Source organism: Streptomyces sp. NPDC026394, assembly GCF_055567735.1.
Genome location: NZ_JBVHPX010000048.1, coordinates 1 through 19263, shown reverse-complemented (window position 1 = coordinate 19263; position 19263 = coordinate 1). Strand labels below are relative to the sequence as shown.

24 protein-coding genes, 1 tRNA gene and 1 pseudogene are annotated in these 19263 nt (G+C 72.3%); 11 read left to right on the top strand and 15 right to left on the bottom strand.

The window, feature by feature from the left end:
• Positions 1-345 precede the first annotated feature (345 nt).
• A pseudogene (locus tag ACZ4QV_RS41725) lies at positions 346-495 on the top strand (DUF6087 family protein); the annotation flags it as partial.
• A 203-nt stretch (positions 496-698) separates the two neighbouring features.
• Positions 699-980: a hypothetical protein gene (locus tag ACZ4QV_RS41720; RefSeq protein ID WP_467764494.1), complete on the top strand. Its 282-nt coding sequence runs from the start codon at positions 699-701 to the stop codon at positions 978-980.
• A gap of 102 nt (positions 981-1082) precedes the next feature.
• On the opposite strand, the gene ACZ4QV_RS41715 is transcribed toward ACZ4QV_RS41720, so the two are convergent.
• The 4 genes from ACZ4QV_RS41715 to ACZ4QV_RS41700 all read right to left on the bottom strand — a co-directional run bounded on the left by ACZ4QV_RS41715 (position 1083) and on the right by ACZ4QV_RS41700 (position 3506).
• Complete coding sequence (locus ACZ4QV_RS41715) at positions 1083-2093, bottom strand: protein-L-isoaspartate O-methyltransferase family protein (RefSeq protein WP_467764493.1); 1011 nt, start codon at positions 2091-2093, stop codon at positions 1083-1085.
• Positions 2094-2171: 78 nt separating this feature from the next.
• Positions 2172-2600, bottom strand: coding sequence for a lasso peptide biosynthesis B2 protein (locus tag ACZ4QV_RS41710; RefSeq protein WP_467764492.1), 429 nt, complete (start codon positions 2598-2600; stop codon positions 2172-2174).
• Complete coding sequence (locus ACZ4QV_RS41705; protein WP_359340340.1) at positions 2591-2884, bottom strand: PqqD family peptide modification chaperone; 294 nt, start codon at positions 2882-2884, stop codon at positions 2591-2593. Before ACZ4QV_RS41705 ends, ACZ4QV_RS41710 begins: the two co-directional genes overlap by 10 nt.
• Complete coding sequence (locus ACZ4QV_RS41700) at positions 2868-3506, bottom strand: asparagine synthase-related protein (RefSeq protein ID WP_467764491.1); 639 nt, start codon at positions 3504-3506, stop codon at positions 2868-2870. The genes ACZ4QV_RS41705 and ACZ4QV_RS41700 overlap by 17 nt, the downstream gene beginning before the upstream one ends.
• Before the next feature lie 92 nt (positions 3507-3598).
• On the opposite strand from ACZ4QV_RS41700, the gene ACZ4QV_RS41695 reads away from it, so the two are divergent.
• From ACZ4QV_RS41695 to ACZ4QV_RS41680, 4 genes are all read left to right on the top strand, one after another.
• Entirely contained in the window at positions 3599-4003 is a 405-nt protein-coding gene (locus tag ACZ4QV_RS41695; RefSeq protein ID WP_467764490.1) for a hypothetical protein, read from the top strand.
• Positions 4004-4985: 982 nt separating this feature from the next.
• Positions 4986-5915: a hypothetical protein gene (locus ACZ4QV_RS41690; protein ID WP_467764489.1), complete on the top strand. Its 930-nt coding sequence runs from the start codon at positions 4986-4988 to the stop codon at positions 5913-5915.
• A gap of 644 nt (positions 5916-6559) precedes the next feature.
• A complete protein-coding gene (locus ACZ4QV_RS41685; RefSeq protein ID WP_467764488.1) occupies positions 6560-6793 on the top strand; it encodes a hypothetical protein in 234 nt (77 codons plus the stop codon).
• A 75-nt stretch (positions 6794-6868) separates the two neighbouring features.
• Positions 6869-7405, top strand: a complete 537-nt coding sequence (locus ACZ4QV_RS41680; protein ID WP_361160806.1) for a CbrC family protein — start codon at positions 6869-6871, stop codon at positions 7403-7405.
• A 289-nt stretch (positions 7406-7694) separates the two neighbouring features.
• Here the strand turns inward: ACZ4QV_RS41680 and ACZ4QV_RS41675 are convergent, their stop codons facing one another.
• Together ACZ4QV_RS41675 and ACZ4QV_RS41670 are read right to left on the bottom strand one after the other, a co-directional pair.
• A complete protein-coding gene (locus ACZ4QV_RS41675) occupies positions 7695-7985 on the bottom strand; it encodes a transcriptional regulator (protein WP_374086080.1) in 291 nt (96 codons plus the stop codon).
• Positions 7982-8452: a hypothetical protein gene (locus tag ACZ4QV_RS41670; RefSeq protein WP_467764487.1), complete on the bottom strand. Its 471-nt coding sequence runs from the start codon at positions 8450-8452 to the stop codon at positions 7982-7984. Before ACZ4QV_RS41670 ends, ACZ4QV_RS41675 begins: the two co-directional genes overlap by 4 nt.
• A 369-nt stretch (positions 8453-8821) precedes the next feature.
• Here ACZ4QV_RS41670 and ACZ4QV_RS41665 point away from each other — a divergent pair, with 369 nt between their 5' ends.
• The 3 genes from ACZ4QV_RS41665 to ACZ4QV_RS41655 all read left to right on the top strand — a co-directional run bounded on the left by ACZ4QV_RS41665 (position 8822) and on the right by ACZ4QV_RS41655 (position 11071).
• On the top strand, positions 8822-9268 hold the full coding sequence (locus ACZ4QV_RS41665) for a hypothetical protein (RefSeq protein WP_467764486.1): 447 nt from the start codon (positions 8822-8824) through the stop codon (positions 9266-9268).
• A 173-nt stretch (positions 9269-9441) separates the two neighbouring features.
• Positions 9442-10224, top strand: a complete 783-nt coding sequence (locus ACZ4QV_RS41660) for an NYN domain-containing protein (protein ID WP_467764485.1) — start codon at positions 9442-9444, stop codon at positions 10222-10224.
• Between the two features lie 409 nt (positions 10225-10633).
• Positions 10634-11071 carry a hypothetical protein gene (locus ACZ4QV_RS41655; protein WP_467764484.1) on the top strand — a complete coding sequence of 146 codons (438 nt, stop codon included), beginning with the start codon at positions 10634-10636 and terminating at the stop codon, positions 11069-11071.
• Between the two features lie 289 nt (positions 11072-11360).
• On the opposite strand, the gene ACZ4QV_RS41650 is transcribed toward ACZ4QV_RS41655, so the two are convergent.
• Positions 11361-12164 carry a DUF4253 domain-containing protein gene (locus ACZ4QV_RS41650; protein ID WP_467764483.1) on the bottom strand — a complete coding sequence of 268 codons (804 nt, stop codon included), beginning with the start codon at positions 12162-12164 and terminating at the stop codon, positions 11361-11363.
• A 6-nt stretch (positions 12165-12170) separates the two neighbouring features.
• Between ACZ4QV_RS41650 and ACZ4QV_RS41645 the strand changes: the two genes are divergently transcribed.
• Positions 12171-12389 carry a hypothetical protein gene (locus ACZ4QV_RS41645; RefSeq protein ID WP_467764482.1) on the top strand — a complete coding sequence of 73 codons (219 nt, stop codon included), beginning with the start codon at positions 12171-12173 and terminating at the stop codon, positions 12387-12389.
• A gap of 46 nt (positions 12390-12435) precedes the next feature.
• A complete protein-coding gene (locus ACZ4QV_RS41640; protein ID WP_467764481.1) occupies positions 12436-12945 on the top strand; it encodes a hypothetical protein in 510 nt (169 codons plus the stop codon).
• A gap of 245 nt (positions 12946-13190) precedes the next feature.
• Here ACZ4QV_RS41640 and ACZ4QV_RS41635 read toward each other — a convergent pair whose 3' ends face one another.
• The 8 genes from ACZ4QV_RS41635 to ACZ4QV_RS41600 all read right to left on the bottom strand — a co-directional run bounded on the left by ACZ4QV_RS41635 (position 13191) and on the right by ACZ4QV_RS41600 (position 19078).
• Positions 13191-13604: a hypothetical protein gene (locus ACZ4QV_RS41635; protein ID WP_467764480.1), complete on the bottom strand. Its 414-nt coding sequence runs from the start codon at positions 13602-13604 to the stop codon at positions 13191-13193.
• Between the two features lie 115 nt (positions 13605-13719).
• Positions 13720-15717, bottom strand: a complete 1998-nt coding sequence (locus tag ACZ4QV_RS41630) for a site-specific integrase (protein ID WP_467764479.1) — start codon at positions 15715-15717, stop codon at positions 13720-13722.
• A complete protein-coding gene (locus tag ACZ4QV_RS41625; RefSeq protein WP_467764478.1) occupies positions 15714-16400 on the bottom strand; it encodes a DUF6283 family protein in 687 nt (228 codons plus the stop codon). Before ACZ4QV_RS41625 ends, ACZ4QV_RS41630 begins: the two co-directional genes overlap by 4 nt.
• Entirely contained in the window at positions 16397-16729 is a 333-nt protein-coding gene (locus ACZ4QV_RS41620; protein ID WP_467764477.1) for a hypothetical protein, read from the bottom strand. The genes ACZ4QV_RS41625 and ACZ4QV_RS41620 overlap by 4 nt, the downstream gene beginning before the upstream one ends.
• Positions 16716-16997 carry a hypothetical protein gene (locus ACZ4QV_RS41615; RefSeq protein WP_467764476.1) on the bottom strand — a complete coding sequence of 94 codons (282 nt, stop codon included), beginning with the start codon at positions 16995-16997 and terminating at the stop codon, positions 16716-16718. The genes ACZ4QV_RS41620 and ACZ4QV_RS41615 overlap by 14 nt, the downstream gene beginning before the upstream one ends.
• Before the next feature lie 227 nt (positions 16998-17224).
• Positions 17225-17395, bottom strand: coding sequence for a hypothetical protein (locus ACZ4QV_RS41610; protein ID WP_467764475.1), 171 nt, complete (start codon positions 17393-17395; stop codon positions 17225-17227).
• Positions 17392-17610 carry a hypothetical protein gene (locus ACZ4QV_RS41605; protein ID WP_467764474.1) on the bottom strand — a complete coding sequence of 73 codons (219 nt, stop codon included), beginning with the start codon at positions 17608-17610 and terminating at the stop codon, positions 17392-17394. Before ACZ4QV_RS41605 ends, ACZ4QV_RS41610 begins: the two co-directional genes overlap by 4 nt.
• A 1396-nt stretch (positions 17611-19006) precedes the next feature.
• Positions 19007-19078: transfer RNA gene (locus ACZ4QV_RS41600), tRNA-Arg, on the bottom strand.
• Positions 19079-19263 lie beyond the last annotated feature (185 nt).

The window sequence follows — 19263 nt, the reverse complement described above, 5'->3', positions numbered from 1 at the left end:
GCATCGCCCGCCTGCACAACCTCACCCTCACCGGATGACAGGCAAACAAGCAGGTCAGCCTGCATGCCTCAGATCATTTACGGGACAACCTCTAGTTCGGAGAAGGCGACGCGGCCGGCCCCGGCGGCGCGCGATCCACCTGCCCACGGCGTGGATCATCGTCGGCCCCTCCCTTACTGAACATGACGATGACGGTACCCGCACACTGCACCCCTCAGCCCTGGCTTGAGGTAGACGAGAGGTCCAGGCACGTCTTACTTGCACTAGCGACAAATGGCCTGACCTGCACAAAGAGATCACCGGGACGGCGGTGCGGACCGCTGGCGCCAGGCCCGCCCGCGGGCCGCGCACGTCGACCCGCACCGGCCGCGGGCCGCCATGCGCTGGAGCGGTGACGGATGGAAGCTCCTTGCGGTGGTCGGCGACCTCGTCGCCGCGCAGGCCCTGCGCGCCGCACTGCCGGAGGACCGGCGATCACCTGCGGAGACAGCGTAGAACGCAGCATCGGCGGCCCACCATCCTGCCTCAGCAGGCGAGCCCCGTCCCGCGTAAAGTGGATTCGCCCGGCGGCGCGACGACGTCCGGCCGATGCTGCCGCCGCCGGGCCCTTTGCCAGCTGATCTCCGAGCGGCCCTCATCGTTGGGTGCTTCGGGAGTACAGGGCCAAGATCAAGGGCCGAGCTGTCCGTGCGAACGGGATGAGTGAGCTGGACGGGTTTTTCGGCGTCCTGACCTGCTGGCAGTTCCTCGCCGTGCTCATGGCCGCGTGCCTGGCGGTCGGCCTGCCGTGGGCTGCGTACGCCGGGCATCACGCCGGCTCGCACGGCCCCGGTCTGCTGCTGATCATCGCCGGGTCCACGTTCGGCGGTGTCCTCACGCTGCTGTCCACCGACACCCGGGCGGCTCGGGCCTCATCGCATGAGGCGGCCTTGACGGCGGTCAAGGCGATCCGGAATAAGTGCGCGCAAGGCCGGGCCTGAGAGCCATGTCAGCCCTCGTGATCGACAGGCGCTGCTCACGCCCCAGAGACGACGTTGCCCGGGTCGCTTCAGCGTCCCGGGCAACGTGCGGCAGCGGCAGGGCTACCGGGAGAGCCGCAGGTCCCAGCCCTCTCCGGTGCGGGTCAGGGCGGGGCTGTAGGTGGCGGGCGCGGGGCGGCCGGCCTCTTCCCACTGCCTCAGCCAGCCGCGCAGGACGGTCAGGGACGGGGAGTCAGGGGCGTCGGCGAGGATCGTGCCGTCCTGCTGGAGGACGGCGGCCGTCGTGGTGGTGGTGTGGCCGATCGCCCACAGGTCCGGGTTCAGCCCGGCCATGGTGAGCCGGTGGTCGCCGCGGGTGGCGGCGAAGGTCCGCCAGGACGGCAGGTCGATCTCCGCGCCCGCGTACGGCTCGGTGTGCGCGTCCTTCAGCAGCCGCTCCAGCGTGGTGCGGGCGCCGGTGTGCAGGTGGTCGTCCTCGCCGCGCCAGGCGATGGAGATCCAGGAGGGGGCGGGGACGCGGTTCTCCCAGTCCACCCACCGGCCGGGCAGGTCGAGATCGGTCTTGGGCGAGCTGGTGGCCTCGATGTACCCGCCGGTGAACACCTCCTCGACCACCGGCTCGCCGCCGGTTACGCGGATCTTGGCGACGACGGTCATGTCGGGCACGGCCGCGATCGGCAGCGGAGCGACGATGAGACCGCCGTCGACGACCTGGTCCACCCACGCCTTGGGCAGCAGCGGCGGGGTGCACCAGGCCACCATCCGGTCGTACGGGGCCCGCTCGGGGAAGCCGCCGGTGCCGTCGGCGGCGTGGCAGCGGACATGGTCCACGCCGCGCTGGTGGTGGATGAGGCCCGCCCAGCGGGTCAGGTAGGTGTCGATATCGAGGCTGGTCACCTGGCCCGTGGGGCCGACGAGCTCGGCGAGCAGGGCGCCGGAGTAGCCGGAGCCGGTGCCGAACTCCACCACGTTCATGCCCGTCCGGGCGTCCAGCGTGGTCAGTTCGCGGTGGATGACGGCCGGGTTCGAGCGGTGCGGGGTAGCGCCGCGGCCTTCGTGGTGGGTGTAGTGGCGCTCGGGGACGGTCTCGGCGGCCAGGGCGACGGCGGACATCGGCTCACTCCTTGGAGGGGTACGTGCATTCGGTCAACCGCTCCGGGCGGGTGAAGGACACGGCGCCCGGCGGGGCGGTCAGATCGTCAGTGCGGTGTGGTGGTGCCAGCCGGCTTCGGTGTATTCGCCGGCCGGGCCGTGGCCGGGCAGTTCGGCCCAGGCGTGGTACTCGACCGGCGGCGGGGCGAACCGCGCTCCCAGGCACCAGTCCAGGCGGCGCCCCATGAGGGCGGCGGCCAGCACCGCGCCGAGGGAGGTCTCCATGCAGGCGGCGCGGCCGGGCCACAGGTGGCCGGTGTGCCGGACCGCTTCGACCAGTACCTCGGCCCGCTGTGGGGTGAGCGGCCGGCGGCCCGCCCGCCGTGCCCAGCGCACGGTACGGACGGTGTGGCGGAAGGGCAGCCGCAGCAGCACCAGGGCCAGGGCGAGGCCGGCAGCGGCGGCCGTCCGTTCGGGGAAGGTCCCGGTGCGGACGGTGGAGTACGCCTCCATACTCGTCACCGCCACCACCCCCACCAGCGTCGACGGCTCACCGGTTCCGCCGTGGCGAGGCCCTGCGCGGTCAGCGCGTCAGCGACCGTACGGACGTCGGCCCCGGCCTGTCCGGCGTCGATGCCGTACCGCTGCGCGTACTGTCCGGCGGCCTCCTCCTCGGTGGTGCCCGCGAGCAGGAGCATGAGGGCGGCGGACGCGGTCGGGGTCAGGTGCGTCCAGCGGCCGGTGCGCTCGTCCAGGATCGCGCCGCCCTCGTCGGTGAGAACCGGGTGGGCGCTCTCAGCCAGCTGCCACACGGGAGTTCACCTCCCACCAGGTGGGGGCGGTGGTGTCGAGCTGGCGCAGCCAGACCTCGGCGGCGACCGCGAGGTGCAGGGCGCCCTGGGCGGTGGGCTGTCCTGCGGCGGCCCGTGTGAGCATCCGCGCTACCGGCTGCTCGGTGGCCAGCCCGGCGGCGGCCAGCCGTGAGGACGGCCCGAGGAGATCGAGCAGGACGGGGGCGTTCTCCCGCAGGCCCGCGTACGCGAGGGCGTTGAAGCCGCCCTTCGTCGTGCGGGCGAGCACGAAGTCGGGCAGCACTTTGGCCCCGGTGAACGCCGTGGTCAGCAGCGGTTTGTAGCGGCCGGGGGCGCCGCGCTGGTCGGCGGGGACGGCCAGGCAGGCCCGGATGACCTCGTTGTCCAGGTAGGGGGCGACCAGGTCGACGCCGTACTGCTCGGCGGCCAGTTGCCGCCAGCCGGTGGTGTCGGCGCCGAGGCGGGCCAGGTCTTGGCGGTCCGACCACGCGGCGAGGCGTGCGGGTGAGTCGTTCAGCTGGCCGGCGGCGGTGTCGAGGGCGGCGGCGAGCTGGTTGCCTGGCCCTGGCCGCCTCCGCCGTCGACAAGGTCCACGGGCGGGTCGACACCCAGACCGAGGCACTGTTCACCGTCACCCACGCACACGCCCTCGCCAAGGCGGGCCACCGGCCCGAGGCCTTACGGGAGGTCGAGCGGGCCCGCACCGCCCTGAGCTTGGCGAAGGGTGACGACGTGCCGTTCTGGGCGCTGTCGTGGGGACCACCGGCAGCCACCGTTCACAGCCGGACGGCGAAAGTCTTCGCGACGCTCGGCGAACGGCGCCGGGCCGCGGCAATGTACGGGGCGGCGGCGACGAGCCGGCCGCCGGGCACCTACGCGCGGATCGTCGCCCTGGACCTGGTCGCGCAGGCCGAGATGCAGGCCGCCGAGGGGAGCGTCGAGGAGGCGTGCGCCACCTGGGGCCGGGCGATCGACCACATGGACGGCGTGCAGTCGAAGCGGACCCGCAAGGCCGTGGGCAACATGCGCCGCGATCTGTCCCGCTTCCGCACCCGCGGACTGCGATGCGCCGCCGAACTCGACGAACGCGCCCGCGGCTTCCTCAGCGACCGCCGCTGACCCCACACTCCGGGCCGGGACAGGAAGTGACGGACCCGGCCCGGTTCCAGACCGCCCCCGTCGGCGCGCGCTACGGTGACCGAACCCCCGACCGACCGCCAACTTTAACCATTATGCCTGCATTTGTATCAGGCGACGCCGCGGCGGCCGGTGCTCCAGTCCAGGCAACACTCGGCCGGGACGTGCCGTTCTCCCGCGGGCGGTGGCCGTTGTCCCCGAAGATGGGGCAGTCAACGGGGGCGGATCAAGAAACCGACTGGGAGTACGCACATGGTGGCGGAGGCTGGCACCCGGCACGAAGAGCAGGTCACGGGACGGGTGTGGACCGTGCGCCTGGCCCCTTACGGCCGTCCTTCCGCCGGCGCGGTGCGGCTCTCCTGCTCCCGCCCGGCCTGCCCCGAGCAGCGCTTTCCCCAGGGTGCGGCGGCCGGGCGCAAGGCCGCAGTCGCACACGTCAACACGCACCTCGCCCACATCCGGGCGGGCGGCGGGCCGCGCGGTGAGGTGTGGTGCGCCTGCCGCGCCGCCGACTGCGCCTGGCACGCCCCCGACCCCGGCGCCGGCCGCCGCATCGGACCACGGCCGCCGGCGCAGGCGGTGCGGTGCGGCGGGCCAGCGGTCCTGACGGTGTATGCCGACCGAGCCGGGCGGCTGTGGCGGATCGCCGAGACCTGCGCGCGCTGCGCGGCCGCCACCCCCGGCTGCCGCGTCCTGGATACCGCCCCACCCCCGGCTCACACCGCCTCGGCGGGGACGCACCGGATCGTGGTTCAGCCGACGGCGCAGCAGCAGGAGCCGACCAGTAACACGGCAGCAGACAGCGTGGCAGCGGTCTTCTCCGACCACAGCCACTCCCCCACAGCGACTCCGTGCTCCCCGGCCGCCACCGGGCCGACGATGGCCCCCCCCCCCGGCCCGCGCCGCCGCACCGGAAACAGCACCCCGGACAGCGAAACGGTGGGGGAAGATCGCGCAGCGGACCGTGCCGCACAACCTGGAGCCCGATGTCCTGCGCACCGAGCTCATCGAGCTCGGGGACGCCTTCCGTGCCTACCAGCAGCGCGCCGAGCCCGACCTCGCGCTCCTGGCCGAACTCCACGAACGCAAGGCCCGCGCCTTCAAACTGTGGGCCGACGTCAGCGGCGACCGTTCCCTGTGCCACGAGGCCCAGCGCGCCGAGAAAGCCGCGCAGACCACCCGCGAGATGCACCAGAACCGCGGCGGCGGCACGGCAGGCGGCGGTCCGGTGGTGGAGCGGCTGCTGACCCGCACGCAGGCCGCGCACGCCCGGACTGCGCTGGACTACGCCGCCGTCCACGCCCCGTTCCCGCAGGCCGAGGTGCGCCTGGCGGTGCTCATGCTCGCCCTGCGGGCCGCGCGGGACGGCATCGGCAACGTCACCGGCCAGGACCTGAGCGGCTGGCTGAACGACGACGCCGAACCGGTGCTGCAGCAGCTGGTCGACGCCGGCTGGCTGTGCCTGCCGGGCACTGTGGCCGAGGCCCTGGCTTCCCGGCCCGAGGATGCCACTGCCTTCACCGTTCCCGCGCTGCTGCCCGAACAGCCCCGCCCGTTCGCCTTCGGCAAGACCACCCGCTCCCGGATCTCCGGCTGGGCCCAGAAGGCGCTGGGCGACCGGAAGATCCGCAAGAAGAAGCTGGGCGCCCCGACCCGCCTCCTGGCCCTGTACACCGCCGCCCACACCCGCCCCGACGGCCGCCTCGGAACCGCCGGGGACGACGGCCTGGACCTGGAGCAGACCGCCGCTTTCTGCGCCCTGTCCCCCGGCCAGGCCGCCGAGCACGCCGGGCTGCTGGTTGCCGCGGACTGGCTCAGCGAGGCCGACACCACCGCGAACCGGCTGCGCGGACGGCTCGCTGAACGCGTCTGGCCGCTGGGCGCACTGCTGTAGAGCTGATCACCTTCTTGTCACCGGTGAGCGGTCCCGGCAGCCGGCCCGCAGTGGGCTGGCCGACGGCGTCACCGAGGGGTCAGTGATCACTGCTGCGTCTGCCTAGCGGCGCGTCCACGGCGGCATGCGTCAAGCGGCTGCCCAGAGGGGTACCGGCCCCGAAGACGAAACCGCCGCAGAACAGCGCCGCGGCTGTGGCCGTTGCCCAGCGGACAACGGGGATGCGCACCGGCTGCTGGGAGGGGGCGGCCGACTGCGGCGGCCGTGTCCGCCGCAGTCGCGTTCGGTGCCGGTGTGGTGCTCGTGCCGGAGTGTGAATTCCGATGGCACGGAGAGGTGCCGGACGTCGTACGACGCCGGCTTTGGACAAAGCCTTGGCGACGGGCTGCCCTCCCAGACCAGAATCTCCACGCGTCCGAGTGGGGCCAGGGCAGCGAAGGCGGCGTCGGCGGAGGCGATGACGAAGCGCCGGGTGCCGGCGGCCGCCGCGGCATGCGCCTGATCAAGCAGCAGGGGGTGCGGCCGGCCGCACCGCGATGCCCCGGGCCGTCTACCGCTGCAAGGACCATTGCGCCGAGGCGGCCGGTACGGCGTTCGCCTGCGTATCCTGCCCCCACCCTGCGAGAACAAGGAAGCCCCACCTCATGACTGCTGATGAGTTCAACGCCCTGTACGCCGTGGGCACCCCCATCATCGCCTACCCCGGCATCCGCCCCCAGGAGGAACTGACCGGCCTCGCCTGCGAGCGGATCGTGACCCGCACCCGCACCACGGCATGGACCCCGGGCCACGGCAGGCCCGTCGTCATGGTCAAGGACCACGGTGCTCACATCGCCCTGACGCACATCGACGTCGCCCACGGAGAAGGCCGGCCGTGAAGAGTGGCCGGTGATCGGCCATGGGGACCGCCCGGGAGGCGACGAGCTGGCGACATGCACATAACATGGCCTTTCGTGACAGAACAGCTTCCGGACTTTCCGTACCACCCTGATCCGCTGGCCACCGGGTCGGTTATCGCTTCCGACGCCGTGTGCATCAGATGCAACCGGGACCGGGGCTATCTCTACACCGGTCCGATCTACACCGCGGCGGATGTCGACGACGGGGTGTGCCCGTGGTGCATCGCCGACGGCAGCGCCGCCCGGCAATACGACGCACAATTCACCGGCGGGCCCAGCGACGACATACCGGACGCCACCTGGGAGGCACTCTCGACGCGGACCCCGGGCTACAGCACCTGGCAGGGCGACGGTGACTGGTTGGTCCACTGCGGCGACGGCGCCGCCTTCCTGGGGCCGGTCGGCGCCCGGGAACTGGCCGGCTACCCCGACGCCGTCGAGGCCCTGCGCCAGGAGACGGCCGGCTGGGGCGGCAGCGCCGACGATGTCGAGCGCTACCTCACCGCTCTGGACAAGGACGGCTGGGCCACCGCCTACCTCTTCCGCTGCCGTAGCTGCTCGGTGCACCTCGCGTACTCCGACTTCGCCTGAGCTTGTCCTAACGTTTTTCCGCGGGCTCGCACCTTAAGGAACAAGCTCAGCACATCGCACTCCACGATTTCGGTCTCCTGCTCGGCGTCACGCAGGCGCGCACCGCGCTGCGGGAATGCCGCGCCCGCCACGGGTGACCGGCCGGGTGCGTCCGCAGGCAGGGTCAGGGGCCGACGGGTGCGGTGATGAGCTTGCGGGCCAGGCCGCCGTGGTCACCGTGCCGGCGACGTTACCGGGACAAGGTGCCCGTCTCCGGCGTATGCCGAGAGTTGTTCTGTACAGGCGCGGATCAGCGGTCGGCTTCCGCCTGCTTGACGATGCGGCGGAGCTCGGCGATGTGTCCGGCAAGGGCCTTCCGGCCGGTCGGGGTGAGCGCGAGCCAGGCGCGCCGGCGGACCTTCGTGACCGAGGCGTACTGCGCCTCCTGGAGGACCTTGACGTGCTTGCTCAGCACCGAGTCGCTGACCCCCAGCGCCTCGCGGACGACGGAGAACTCCATGGCGTCGACGGCGGCGAGCATGCTGCAGATCTGCAGCCGGTTCGGTGCGTGGATCACCTCGTCGAAGGCCGCGCCGGTCATCGTCCGGCCCGGATGTCGCGTCCAGCGACCGCGTCAACGCGGAACCCCACGGCCGCGGTGAGCACGCCGATGACACCGCCGGTCACGGCGATGGCCCACTGCACACCGGCACCCCACTCCAGGTACATGCCGACGGCGGCCAGCAGGACGAAGGCGAGCATCCACCCGCCGAAGATCCTCATGGCGCCGAGCGTGGCGGTGAACCGCTGGTAGGAGACGCCGGTCGCACGCCGGACCGCGTAGTCGAGGCCGAGCACCACGACGACGAACACGGAGACCGCCCAGGAGGCCTCCCGCAGGCTCATGGAGAAGAAGACGAGCGCCACCGCGGCGCCCAGGCCCAAGTGGTACCACCACGGGGCCGCGATGTGGGTGGCCGCATGGGCCCGGGAGGCGGCGACGGAGTCCAGGGCGGAGCGGGCCGAATCCGGCGTCATCCGACCGGGATTGCCCGAGTTGGTTTCCATGATGGAAAGAATCGCAGAACACTTGCCGTCATGGCAAGTATCCTGGTCGCAAGCCTCGCCCGGACCTACCGCGGCCACTGCTTTGACCGGGGCACCCGACGCCCGACGCATTGAAGATCGGCGAGGGTGCAGTGATCTGAATGTGTCCCGTCTCATTCAAGATGCCCCATGATCACGGCCTGACCTGCGACGGTTCAGGTTGAGTGAGACGCCGCCGTACGGAACGTCTCGCTTAACCTGAACCACTGCCGCGAACTCTGAGGCCGGCGCAGGGTCGATGACCTGCGGCGTCCCGGCCGACCTGGGCCACCAGGGGCAGATGGTCCGGGCCGGCTGAGACCGGCCCACCTCCGGCGAGACCGGACAACGGTGATCCCCCGGGGCAGGTCCGGCTACTACGGGCTCGTCGGCCCTGGTCTGACCGGGGGCGTCGACGAGGAGGCGCTGACCGCGAATGCGTTGTGGGAGGCGGTGACCGGCAAGCCAGGGACCCAGTCCTGGCACGAGCAGGTGCGCATCACCTGCCGCAGCCCGGAGGCCGAGGCGGCCCGCAAGGCGGAGCACGAGCGGGTCTACGGGCCGCGGCGCGAGCGTGCTCAGAAGGCGAAGTCGGAGCCCGCTACGGACGCGCAGGTGAAGTACCTGACCACGCTCGCCGAGAAGGTCGGCAAGGAGCGGTTCGACGCCGAGTTCGCCAAGGTGACCAAGGGCAGTGACATCGAACCGCGGGCGCCCCGGCAGCGGTGCTCAACCGCGGCGAAGCGGCTGACCAAGGCGAAGGCACGCACGCTGATCAGCGCTCTGGTCGGCCACTGACTCACTCCGGATCGCCGTCGTCCTCCTCGTCCAGCTCCGGCGCGTCCGGGTCGCGCAGCGGGCGCAGGGCGCCGGCCTCCCCGAGGCCGTTGAGGCCGTCCGGTCCTGCCTCCACGGTGGCGTGTTTCCATGCCGTAGGTATGGCGAGGGGGCCGGTACTACGATCGGCTGGCGTGGAGAGAGCCGGAGAGAGCACGGTGAAACTGGCGGTCCTCATCGACGCCGACAACGCCAAGCCAGCAGCCCTGGAAGAGCTGCTGGCGGAGGTCGCCAAGTACGGGACCGCCCACGTCAAACGCGCGTACGGCGACTGGACCGGCACACGGCTCAAGGGCTGGAAGAACCAGCTGCTCGCCCAGTCCATCCAGCCCGTCCAGCAGTTCGCCTACACCAGCGGCAAGAACGCCACCGACGCCGCCATGGTCATCGATGCGATGGACCTGCTGTACACGGGGCGCTTCGACGGGTTCTGCCTCGTCTCCAGCGACAGCGACTTCACCCGCCTGGCGGCCCGTCTGCGCGAGTCCGGGCTGACCGTGTACGGCTTCGGCGAACGCAAGACCCCCAAGCCGTTCGTCGCAGCGTGCGACAAGTTCCTCTACGTCGAGAACCTCAAGAGCGCTGCCGCCGCCCCCGCCGGGGCCAGGCCCGCTTCGCGGACCACGGAGGCCACGCTGAGGAGCGACACCGCTCTGGTCAATCTGCTTCGCCACGCCGTGGAGGCGGCCTCCGACGACGACGGCTGGGCCCGCCTCGCCAACGTCGGCAACATCATCACCAAACAGCGCCCCGACTTCGACTCCCGCACCTACGGCTACACCAAGCTCAGCGACCTCATCGCCGCCACCACTTTGTTCGACATGGACCGCCGTGCCCCCGGTGACGGCAAGGCGGCGGTCCTCTACGCCCGCGACAAGCGCCACCATGGCAGTGGCCCCAAGCCGGAACCGCAGTAAGCCGGTCCGCCGGCCGGTCCGGGAGGACTGCTCGCCGCCCGGACGGGAGCAGGGCCCGGTGCTCATGACTGAAGAGACCACCACCCAGCCTGAGCCCGTACGGCCGCGCTCTGGCTGATCAGGGCGACGGCACTCGATGAGGCAGCGCGCCACCTGCCGGCATCCTCCGTGCGGTGCTGACCCCTCATGACGGTCATGCCGACTCGCACGAGAGTGTTCTCGGCGTCCTGGCGCCAGGGTCTCTGGCCTGCGCGTACGTCGGGCCGTGGGGCGCAGCGTGTGCGAGAGCCCGGGACACGGACGGCAGCACCGCAGGGCGGCAGGGGCGGCCATGGGTCGATTTCCCGTATGCGTACGATGTGCCAGATAGGGTGGGACGTGGGATTTCTTGCGGGGAGGCGTCGGCCTGATGAAGTTCGGGGCGCGGGTGGCCATCGGGGTTGCGGCGGCGCTCGTCGTGCTGATGCTGGCCGGCGTGGTCTATGTCTCCGTGTTTGTCGGGTGGGGGCCGGGGAGGGCGGAGCCGGGTGATGTCGTCGGTACCTGGACCGGGCCGCGCGGCGCGCAGGTGACCTTGCGCGAGGACGGGTCCGCGACCGCGACGAAGGTGCCTGGCGGCTACAGCGGCTACCACCCCGCCCACGCCTTCAGCGGTGAGGGTACGTGGACGCTGCGGAAGCCGGCCAACTCCCTTGCGGAACAGGAAATCCAGGTCGAGGTCGGTACCGGGCCGGGGCAGCGCGCGACCATCGAGCTGGTGGTCGACGGCCGAGGGGCACGGAACGGTATCCACGTACCGGTGTCCGCGGAATCGGCGCTGGGCATCGACTTCCGGAAGGCGTCCTGACGCCAATCGGTACATCCTGGCGACCTGTCCGCGGCGCCCGGCCACCACCCCGCCCCGCCCCTCCCGCCACCGTCGAGCCCGCAGGTTCGCTCCGGCGGCCGCAGACCAACGTTCCGATCTCGGGGCACTTCGACGCAGGCCCGGACCGCCCCGTCCTGCAGGGCGGCCAGTGCCCGCTGAACTGCGGGGGATGCGGCGTAAGAGTCGGGTGGCATGTATAGACAACGCTGGGACTCGCGGCCCGGTCACTTCTTGGGCGGGAGCTGAGGCCCCGCAGTTCCGCGGGCGGTCAGTCCCACCAAAATTCCCAGTGATGTGCGCCGGTGATGCGTTGGGCGTATGCGGCCAGGGTGTGGGGGTGGAGTCCCTGCCAGATGATGTCGGGGCAGAAGGCGAAGTGCTCCGCGGCGACGAGCAGGAACTCCTCTTTCCGTGCCGGAGGTGCGGCCACGCTCAGGTGGAGGGTGGCGGAGCCGAGGGCGACGACGCGTGCGCCGAAGCGCCGTTCCCAGTCACGCACGACGGCGGAGAACTTCGCGGTGTCGTTGTCGTAGTTGACGGGCCCTTCCCAGCCGACGGCTGCGAGGGCATCGGCGCCCCGGGTGGCAGCGACGAGACCCAGGCGGGACCTGGGCCGGCGGGCGGCGAAGGCGTGCGCGTACTCGGCGGCCTTCTTCTCGGGGTCCGCCACGGAGCCGGTGCTGGGCGCCGGTCCCGGCCAGGTCCGCCCGAAGGGAACGGTGGCCGCCGAGTCGTCGTCCGGCGTGAGGAGGCCGTCGGTGCCGGTGTGCCTGCTCCACCACGTCGCGAGGAGCTCGGCGGGGTCGTGAGCGTCCGGTGAGGACATGTCCTCGGGGAACAGCTCGCCCGATGCCCAGGGCCGGAACTCGCCGTCGTCCGGGTCCGGGGAGTCCAGCAGGAGGGGCCACAGGCCGGAGGCGGCGTGTTCGGCACGGAGGCGTACCCACAGCTCGGCGGGGGCCGCATCGTCGCTCAGCCACAGAGGCTGTACGTCGCCATCGCCTTCCTCGGCTGTGATCAACCGGCCGGGTGGGAGCACGGTATCGAGCGGCAGGAGAAGTGCAGAGTTCACATCCGGATGCTAGTTCCCAGGTCTGACACTCCAGGGCCGGTAGGCGGCTTCTTCACCACGTGGGAACGGCTCCGCGTCGACCGCCAGCTCGAAGAGGCCCTCGCCCATGGCGCCGACCCACGCCACCTCGCCCTCGTCTTCGGCATCGACGAGAAGACCGCCATTCGCTACGCGGACTCGGCGCGCGCACTTCTGGGAGAGACCGCCGAGCAGGCATCACAGTGACGAAATGCGCTCGCCCTGGTTCACCTTGTGACGAGATCATGGACAGATGCCGTCGACCGAATCAGCAGCCCGCGCGCTTAAGGACCATGCCGTTCTCTTCAGCAGCGGCGAGAGCCGTGCCACCGACGTCGTCAACGCTGCCTGTGATGCACTCGTTGCCGGCCTCGACGGTCCCGCCCTGCGGATCCTTGCCGCTTGCACACGCGCGGAGGCGGATTACGACGTCCCCGGGCTCCTTCCCCCAGCACTCGACGAACTGGGCCTCGCTTTCTATCCGTCCGGCAGCGTTGGCGGCCAGGAAGCCGCCGCACGAGCACTTGCCGCCCGGATGGTGGCCGGCGAGCTGACCCCACGAGAGTTGGCCTTCCGGATCCACCAGCGCTTCGGACACGAGCTGCCGCTGACCGAACGGCTCGCCGAACTCGATGACGAGTACGACACCCTCGAATACAGCGACAGAACACCGGCGCAGGTCGACGCCGATGTCACGGCCGAAGCCCTCCGGCTCGCTCTGCACCCTCGTGTTCCCACCGAACCCACGGATGCACAGACCTGAAGCACACCGTTGGACCCGTGGGTTCGAGCTGAAGAGTCCTCGGTTTCCCTGAACCCACGGGGATCGGGGCCGGTACTCCCGAAGCTGCGGCCAGGTGCCAATTGGCACCTGGCCGCAGCTTCGGGAGTACCGGGCCGAAAACACGGCTCTGACCAGCAGAAACGAGGAACTGCAACTGGGGTACCAAGCAAAGTGTCGGCGGGAAAGCCCATGGCCTTCCCGCCGACGCGTCCGCATGCCGGTGCTCAGCTGCGGTGCGGTGTTCGGAGCCTGTGTGCGGTGGGCCATGCGGCGCCGGTGAGGAGCAGGAAGGTCACGCCTGCCGCGGTCGTCGTCGGCACGAGATCCGCCCACGTGTCACTGGTGTCGGCATTGAGCCATGCCAGCGCGGCCAGGAGCCACAGTGGCAGACCGGCCCAGGCCAGCGACCCCGCCACCCAGCGCAGTGCCTGGGCGGTGCTGCGCCCAGCCGTGCGAAACGCCTGGGCGGCGAGCAGTACCTGGGCCAGGAAGTACGCCTCGCCCAGCATGAGCCCTGTCCAGTACGAACCTGACAGCCAGGCGGTGGCGGGGACGCCGATCAGCATCGCGGCGACCCCGGCCGCGGCCCACACCGCCGTACAGGCCCTGATACAGGTGCGCGCTCGTGTGGTGGGCACCTCAGCCTCCGGCCAGCACGGCCGCAGCCCGGTCCGCCGCCTCCGTGCTGGGCTGCCAGTACGGATCGGTCGCGATCACTGTCAGGCAGGTGTCACTCATCGTCCGCCTCCCGGGTCAGGCCGCCAGGCCCAGGAGCAGGGTGGGGTTCTGGCTCCAGGGGATGGTTTTGTTGCGGTAAGCGTCGAAGGCCGAGCTGCGCAGGGAGCGCCGGGGGTGGGCGGCGACCACTTCGGCCGGGACGCCGGCGGCCAGGGCCGCCTGGATCCAGCCGCGGCGCATGGAGTGTCCGGTGATGCGGCGCACCGCCCGCCGGGCGGCCCGCACCCCGGCCCGCCAGGTCTTGAGGACGGCGTTGGCCGCCTCGGCGGTGGGCGCCTTCGCGGCGGCCGCGTACGCCTCCTGCCTGGCCCGGGCGGCGGCGGCCTGCTCCTCGGCGGTGGGGGTGGGGGTGAGATCGGCGGCACGGGCGGCGGTCTTGATGATGTCGTTGACGGTGTCAGCGGTGATGCCGCCGCGGCGCCGGGGACCGAGAGTGTGGCGGCCAGCCGCGCGGGCGCCGATGTTGCCGTGCCGGTCGATGCGGCGCAGCAGCGGCCCGGAGGTCAGCTGGCCGTCGTCGGCGAGCACGGCCAGCCACTGCTCCAGGGCGTGGACGGGGCACAGCTCCTGGTCATCTTCCCGGGCCAGGATGCGGACCTCCTGGCCGCGGGCGTGCTGGTCGGCTTTGGACCGGCGGATCTTGATGATCAGGGCCCGGCGCGGCATCTTCTTGCCGACCGTGTCCTTGACCTTGACGGTGGTGATCTTCGCGTCGTGCAGGTTGAGGCGGGCGGGCTCACTGGCCCGCCCGGCCATCCAGAAGTCGACGAGCAGCACCGCGGCGTCCCGCGTGCCGCGCACGGTGGTGCGGTTAAGGGTGCGCAGCATCTCCCGCAGTTCGTCCAGGTCGACGGCGTCGGCCTGCAGCGGGCCCGGCTCCAGGTCCGGGTCGTCGGCCTCCTCCCCCGCGCGGTGGCGCACGAGGGCCAGGGCCGCCTTGACCTCCGCGTCGCTCAGCGGCGTCTCCTTGACGGCGCGCAGCGCGCGCAGGGTGCCCAGGTGGGACTCCAGCACCTTCGCCGGGTGGCCGCGGTCGGCCAGGTCGGCGAGGTAGGACACCACCGCGTTGGGCTCATCGAGGGCCCAGCCGTAGACGGCGTACCACTGGGTGAAGCTGCGCCAGCGCGACGACCGGGCGTCGTAGGAGTTTTTCGGCACCGAGTCGGCCAGCCGGCGGGCGGCCGCGGCGGTCAGCCGCGCGCCGGTGGCGGTGCGCACGTCCGGCTCGGCGCGGCGGCGGACGGCCGGGGCGGACCCGACGGCGGCGGGCACGAGGTCGGTCGGCATGGTCACGGCTCCTGGTGCGGGGTCGGGCGCGGGCGGGCGGGGGCGGGCGGGGGCGGTGCCGGGCACGGTGTAGACGTGCCAGCGGTCCCAGTGCCGGTTGGGGACGTCGTCGCTGGCCAGCGCGGCGGCGAGGGCTGCGCGCAGCCGTTCGGGCCACGGCCGGGTGCCCTGCCCGTCGGTGAGCAGGGCCTCAAGCAGCGGGGCGAACAGCGACTCGTGGGTATAGGGGGCGTTGCCGTCGCACGCCAGCAGGGCCAGCGGCGGCAGATCGGCGGGCCGCAGCGCGGCCAGGCCGACGCGGAAGCGGCGGCTGCTGCCGGAGCAGGTGTAGGCGACCAGCACCGGCGCGCGCAGCGGTCTTTCCACGGAGGCCAGCTCGGTGCCGACGAAGCTGTCCGGCGAAGAGCCGTCGATCCGCCGGGAGTCGTAGCTGTGCCCGGCGGCGAAGAGCACATCGGCGTCGGCCGCGAGCACGGCGGGCACCTCCTGCGCGGTCATCTCCGTCGGGGCCCGGCCGCCGAGCAGGTCGGTGCCGTCCAGCGCGGCGAGGCGCCCGGCGACCTGTTGGGCACACGCGGCGAACCGCGGCTGGCGCTTGAGCGCCGCCACCGCGACCCGGGTGCGGTCCGGGTCGCGGGGAGCGGGCAGCGGCCACGCCAGCGTGTCCGGGGCGGGCCGGGCGGCGGCCGGCGGCCCGGCGCGGCGGGGGCGGGTCTTGGTGCTCATCGTGGGTCCTCCTGCGGCTGGCCGCCGGAGAGCGGTACGCAGTCCGGGTCCGGGGACGGGCCGGTCAGGGCCGGGTCGTCGGGGGCGACGCCGTTGGCGACGGCCATGGCGGCATAGGAGTCGTACAGCGCCATCCCGGCCGGCAGGACGGGGCGGGCCAGGGTGCCGTCGGCGAGCTGCCGCTGCACGCCGGCGTGGTGCGGGGCGCCGCGCAGCAGCCACCCGGCGCACATCTGGGGCCGTTCGGGGCGGCTGGCGTGGCAGCCAAACTGCCGGTCGGTGCCGGGCCGGGAGGTCGCGGCCGAGTGCCGGTACGCCTGGGCCGGGAACTGGCCGGGCGGGGCGTCGCGGCGCCACGGGCACGGCTCGGGCCCGCCGCACGGCCGCGCCCTTACGGTGGGCGGCCCGGCGGAGGTCTCGGACGTCGTCACCACTTGCCACTCGGCGTCGGCGGGGCGCCGGGCGATCACCCGGGCCCGGGGGCCCTTGGTGTCCGCCGCCGCGCTGTCGGCGGCCGACGGCTGCGGCGCGGGCGGCCGGCCGGCGGCGAGCTCCGCGTTCAGCTGGGCCAGCACCTGCGGGAGCGACAGGCCGCGTTCGGCGGCGAGTTCGGCCAGCCGGGCCCGCACCCGGCGGTCGTGCGCGCGGTCCCCGCTGGAGGGCAGGGCGTCGGCGGCGCTCACCGGGCACCCCCGTCCGGGTCGCCGGAGCGGCCGGCGGCGGCGTGCACCTGGCGCTGCCAGCGGCGGAACGCGCGCGGCGAGACCAGCGCCTCCCCCCTAAACCGGGCCGCCGACACCACGCCGGAGCCGACGGTGAAGGCGAGCCCGGCCACCGCGGCGGCGGCCAGGCGCAGCGCGGCGGGCCCGTCGGCGGGCACCAGCAGCAACGCGGTCACGGCTAGGGTGAACACAGCCGCGCTGAGCGCGGTGTGGCGCCAGGGCGCGGAGCCCAGCGCCCACCAGCACCGCAGGCGCTCCACCGGGCCGGGCCGGTCTTCAGCTCGGGTCATGCGGGCCCCCGGCGCTGTCGTGTGGTGCGGTCGCCGCCGCGGCGCCGTCGGCGGCCCGGCAGGCGGGGCACCAGCGCTGTCCGGGCTCGGTCAGGTCGGCGGGTACCTCGCGCAGCCCTCCGGGCAGGCCGATCCCCGGCTCCCCACAGACAAGTGCGTGGTGGTCGCAGTCACCGTCGCAGCCGGCGGGATCGGCCGGCCGGTGCCAGACGATCTCCACGGGGCCCAGGGCGCCGGCCGGGCGGACGCGTTCCGCGGTCGCAAGCACGATCACATCTCCTCGGGACTGGAGGGGCCAGGGACACCAGCGGGTGCCAGCGCGACCGGCAGGTCGACGCGGGGTCCGTCCGGGCGGTGCGGGGCGCGGCCGGGTGCGGGTGCCGTCGCTTGTCAGCCCGTAGCGGGCGGTCAGGCGCACCGGCAGGGTCAGGGCGTACCGGGGGTGGCCGGCAGCGGTCACCGTGACGGCCGGCTCCGGGAGCGGGGCGGGGGCGCTCACGGCTGCTGCCCGGGCTCGCCGGGCGCCTGCCAGGCCACGGTCACCGGCGGCGGGCCGCCGCCGGGCCGGGCGGGGCGGTCCCTGGCCGCGTCCGCGTCGCTGAACAGCGCGGCGTGCTGCGCCGCCGCGCCCTCCGGGCCGCGCTGCGGCGGGCTCGGCTCCGTCATCGCTGCCCCCTGCTTCCCCGGGCCGCCGCGCCGCGCTCCGGCCACCGGACGGTGGCGCTGGGGTGCGGGTCGAAGGCGAGGAGGGGGTGGCGGCGGGAGGCGCGGGCGAGGACGGCCACCGGCACGCCGCGCCGTTCGGCCTCGGCCCGCAGCAGCCCGCGCCCGGCGGTGAACGCCGCGTCGGACACCGTCCCTTCCGGAATCTCTCCGGTCATCCCGCTCCCCCTGCCCCGGGGCCTCCCCCGGACTCTTCGTCGCACACGCGGTTTTCCGTCGTGCGCCGGTTGTTGACGTAGTGAACCGGTTCTGATTCCGGCTAAGGGGAGCGTATCCGGAATCAAGATCCCGATGGTTGTCACCGGCACCTCGACGCGACCTGGCACTATCCGCGCGCCTAAGCACGGTTGTCACCAGATGAGCGCGCCACTTGGCGCCACCTCGCCGTTTGCACGCTTGTTGTCACCAGCGTCGATCAAGCGCAACTGCTCCGATCTGCGGTGACTCGCGTTGCGGACTCAGCGACAGCGCCCGGCTGGGCCGTGGCGACAGTTATCGCTCTCACGGTGACAACCATCGAGCTCAGTAACACGACCTTTCTCGACAACCCCGGTGACCGCGACGATTCGCGCATGTACCGCCAACTACCGTCCTCGGTAGCCCTCGACCGAAGCACCCCCAGGGCCGGGGGCGTCCGACAACTACCCCAGGACGAGGGCAAGGAGAGTAGAGACGACGACGGCAGTCACGCTGGGCCTTTCGGGTACGGATGTGTGTGGATCACTTCGCGGATCTTGCGCACCGATGGGGCGTCGTGCCACTGCGGGTGGGTGGGTGTGCGAGCGAGGCCGGCCCTTGCACGGCGTGCCGAACCGGGTACACAGCTCCAGGTCAGCTCGTAGCGCCGCTGGGAGCCCCGCGTGGGACCGTCGGAGGGGGTGGTGTCCCGCCCGATCTGGATTTTCAGCCGCATCTCGTCCGTGCCGCGTGGCGTCCACGCCAGCGCCGTGCGCCACCCGCGCGCTTCGGCGTGCGTCAGCAGGTCCTGGACAACCTTGGGCAGGTTCCACCCCTCCGGTGTGATGGCGGCCAGCTTGCGCTCTGCCGTCGCCAGTTCGGCCCCGCTGCGCCGTCGCCTTCCACGCGTCGCGTTCGTTCCGTACGACGTCCAGGTTCCATTCCGCGGCGCGCAGCCGACGCATGATCTCCAGGGGTGACAAGTCGCGGTACTTCGCGAACGCTTGCCGTTCGTCGGCGGTCCGAGGCTCGTCGTGGGCCTCACCACGTTCGACGGCGCCATCGGGGTGCATCATCTTGTTGCTTCGAGAGGGCGGGTACGCGGCGATGAGCTGCCTCCTTCAGGGACGGTTTGGTCAGCAGGTGGCCGAGACAAAGGCGATGCCAACGGGCAGCCGGGCTCGGTGGGTGGCCGGCATTGCCGTACATCTGGTGCCGGGTTGAGCAGGATGGCGGGGAGAACCTGCGTTTCCGGTTTTGGAAACCGTCGCGTCGCCGCTGGGCCACGCCCCGTGGCTGGCGGTCGCGTTCCCGGAACTGCGAGCCACCCCCGGAGTGCCGGTGAGCGGCGCGACAGCGGCCGAATGCGGGTTTCGGTTCTCCTACGAGGATTCGAACCCCGATCTCCGGATCCGTAGTCCGGTGTCCTCTCCGGCGAACAACAGGAGTGGGTATGTGTATTTCGTGACGGTGCGGCGGTGCTGTGTACCTCTTCATCGGGATTGGCTCTGCGGCCAGCGTGTTGGAGAAGCTGGCTTCCTAGGAGTTGTCTTCAAATGTCAGGCCCACATCAGGAGCGATGCGAGGGTGACGGCTGCCTGGTAGGACTCGGCGGTCTTGTCGTAGCGGGTGGC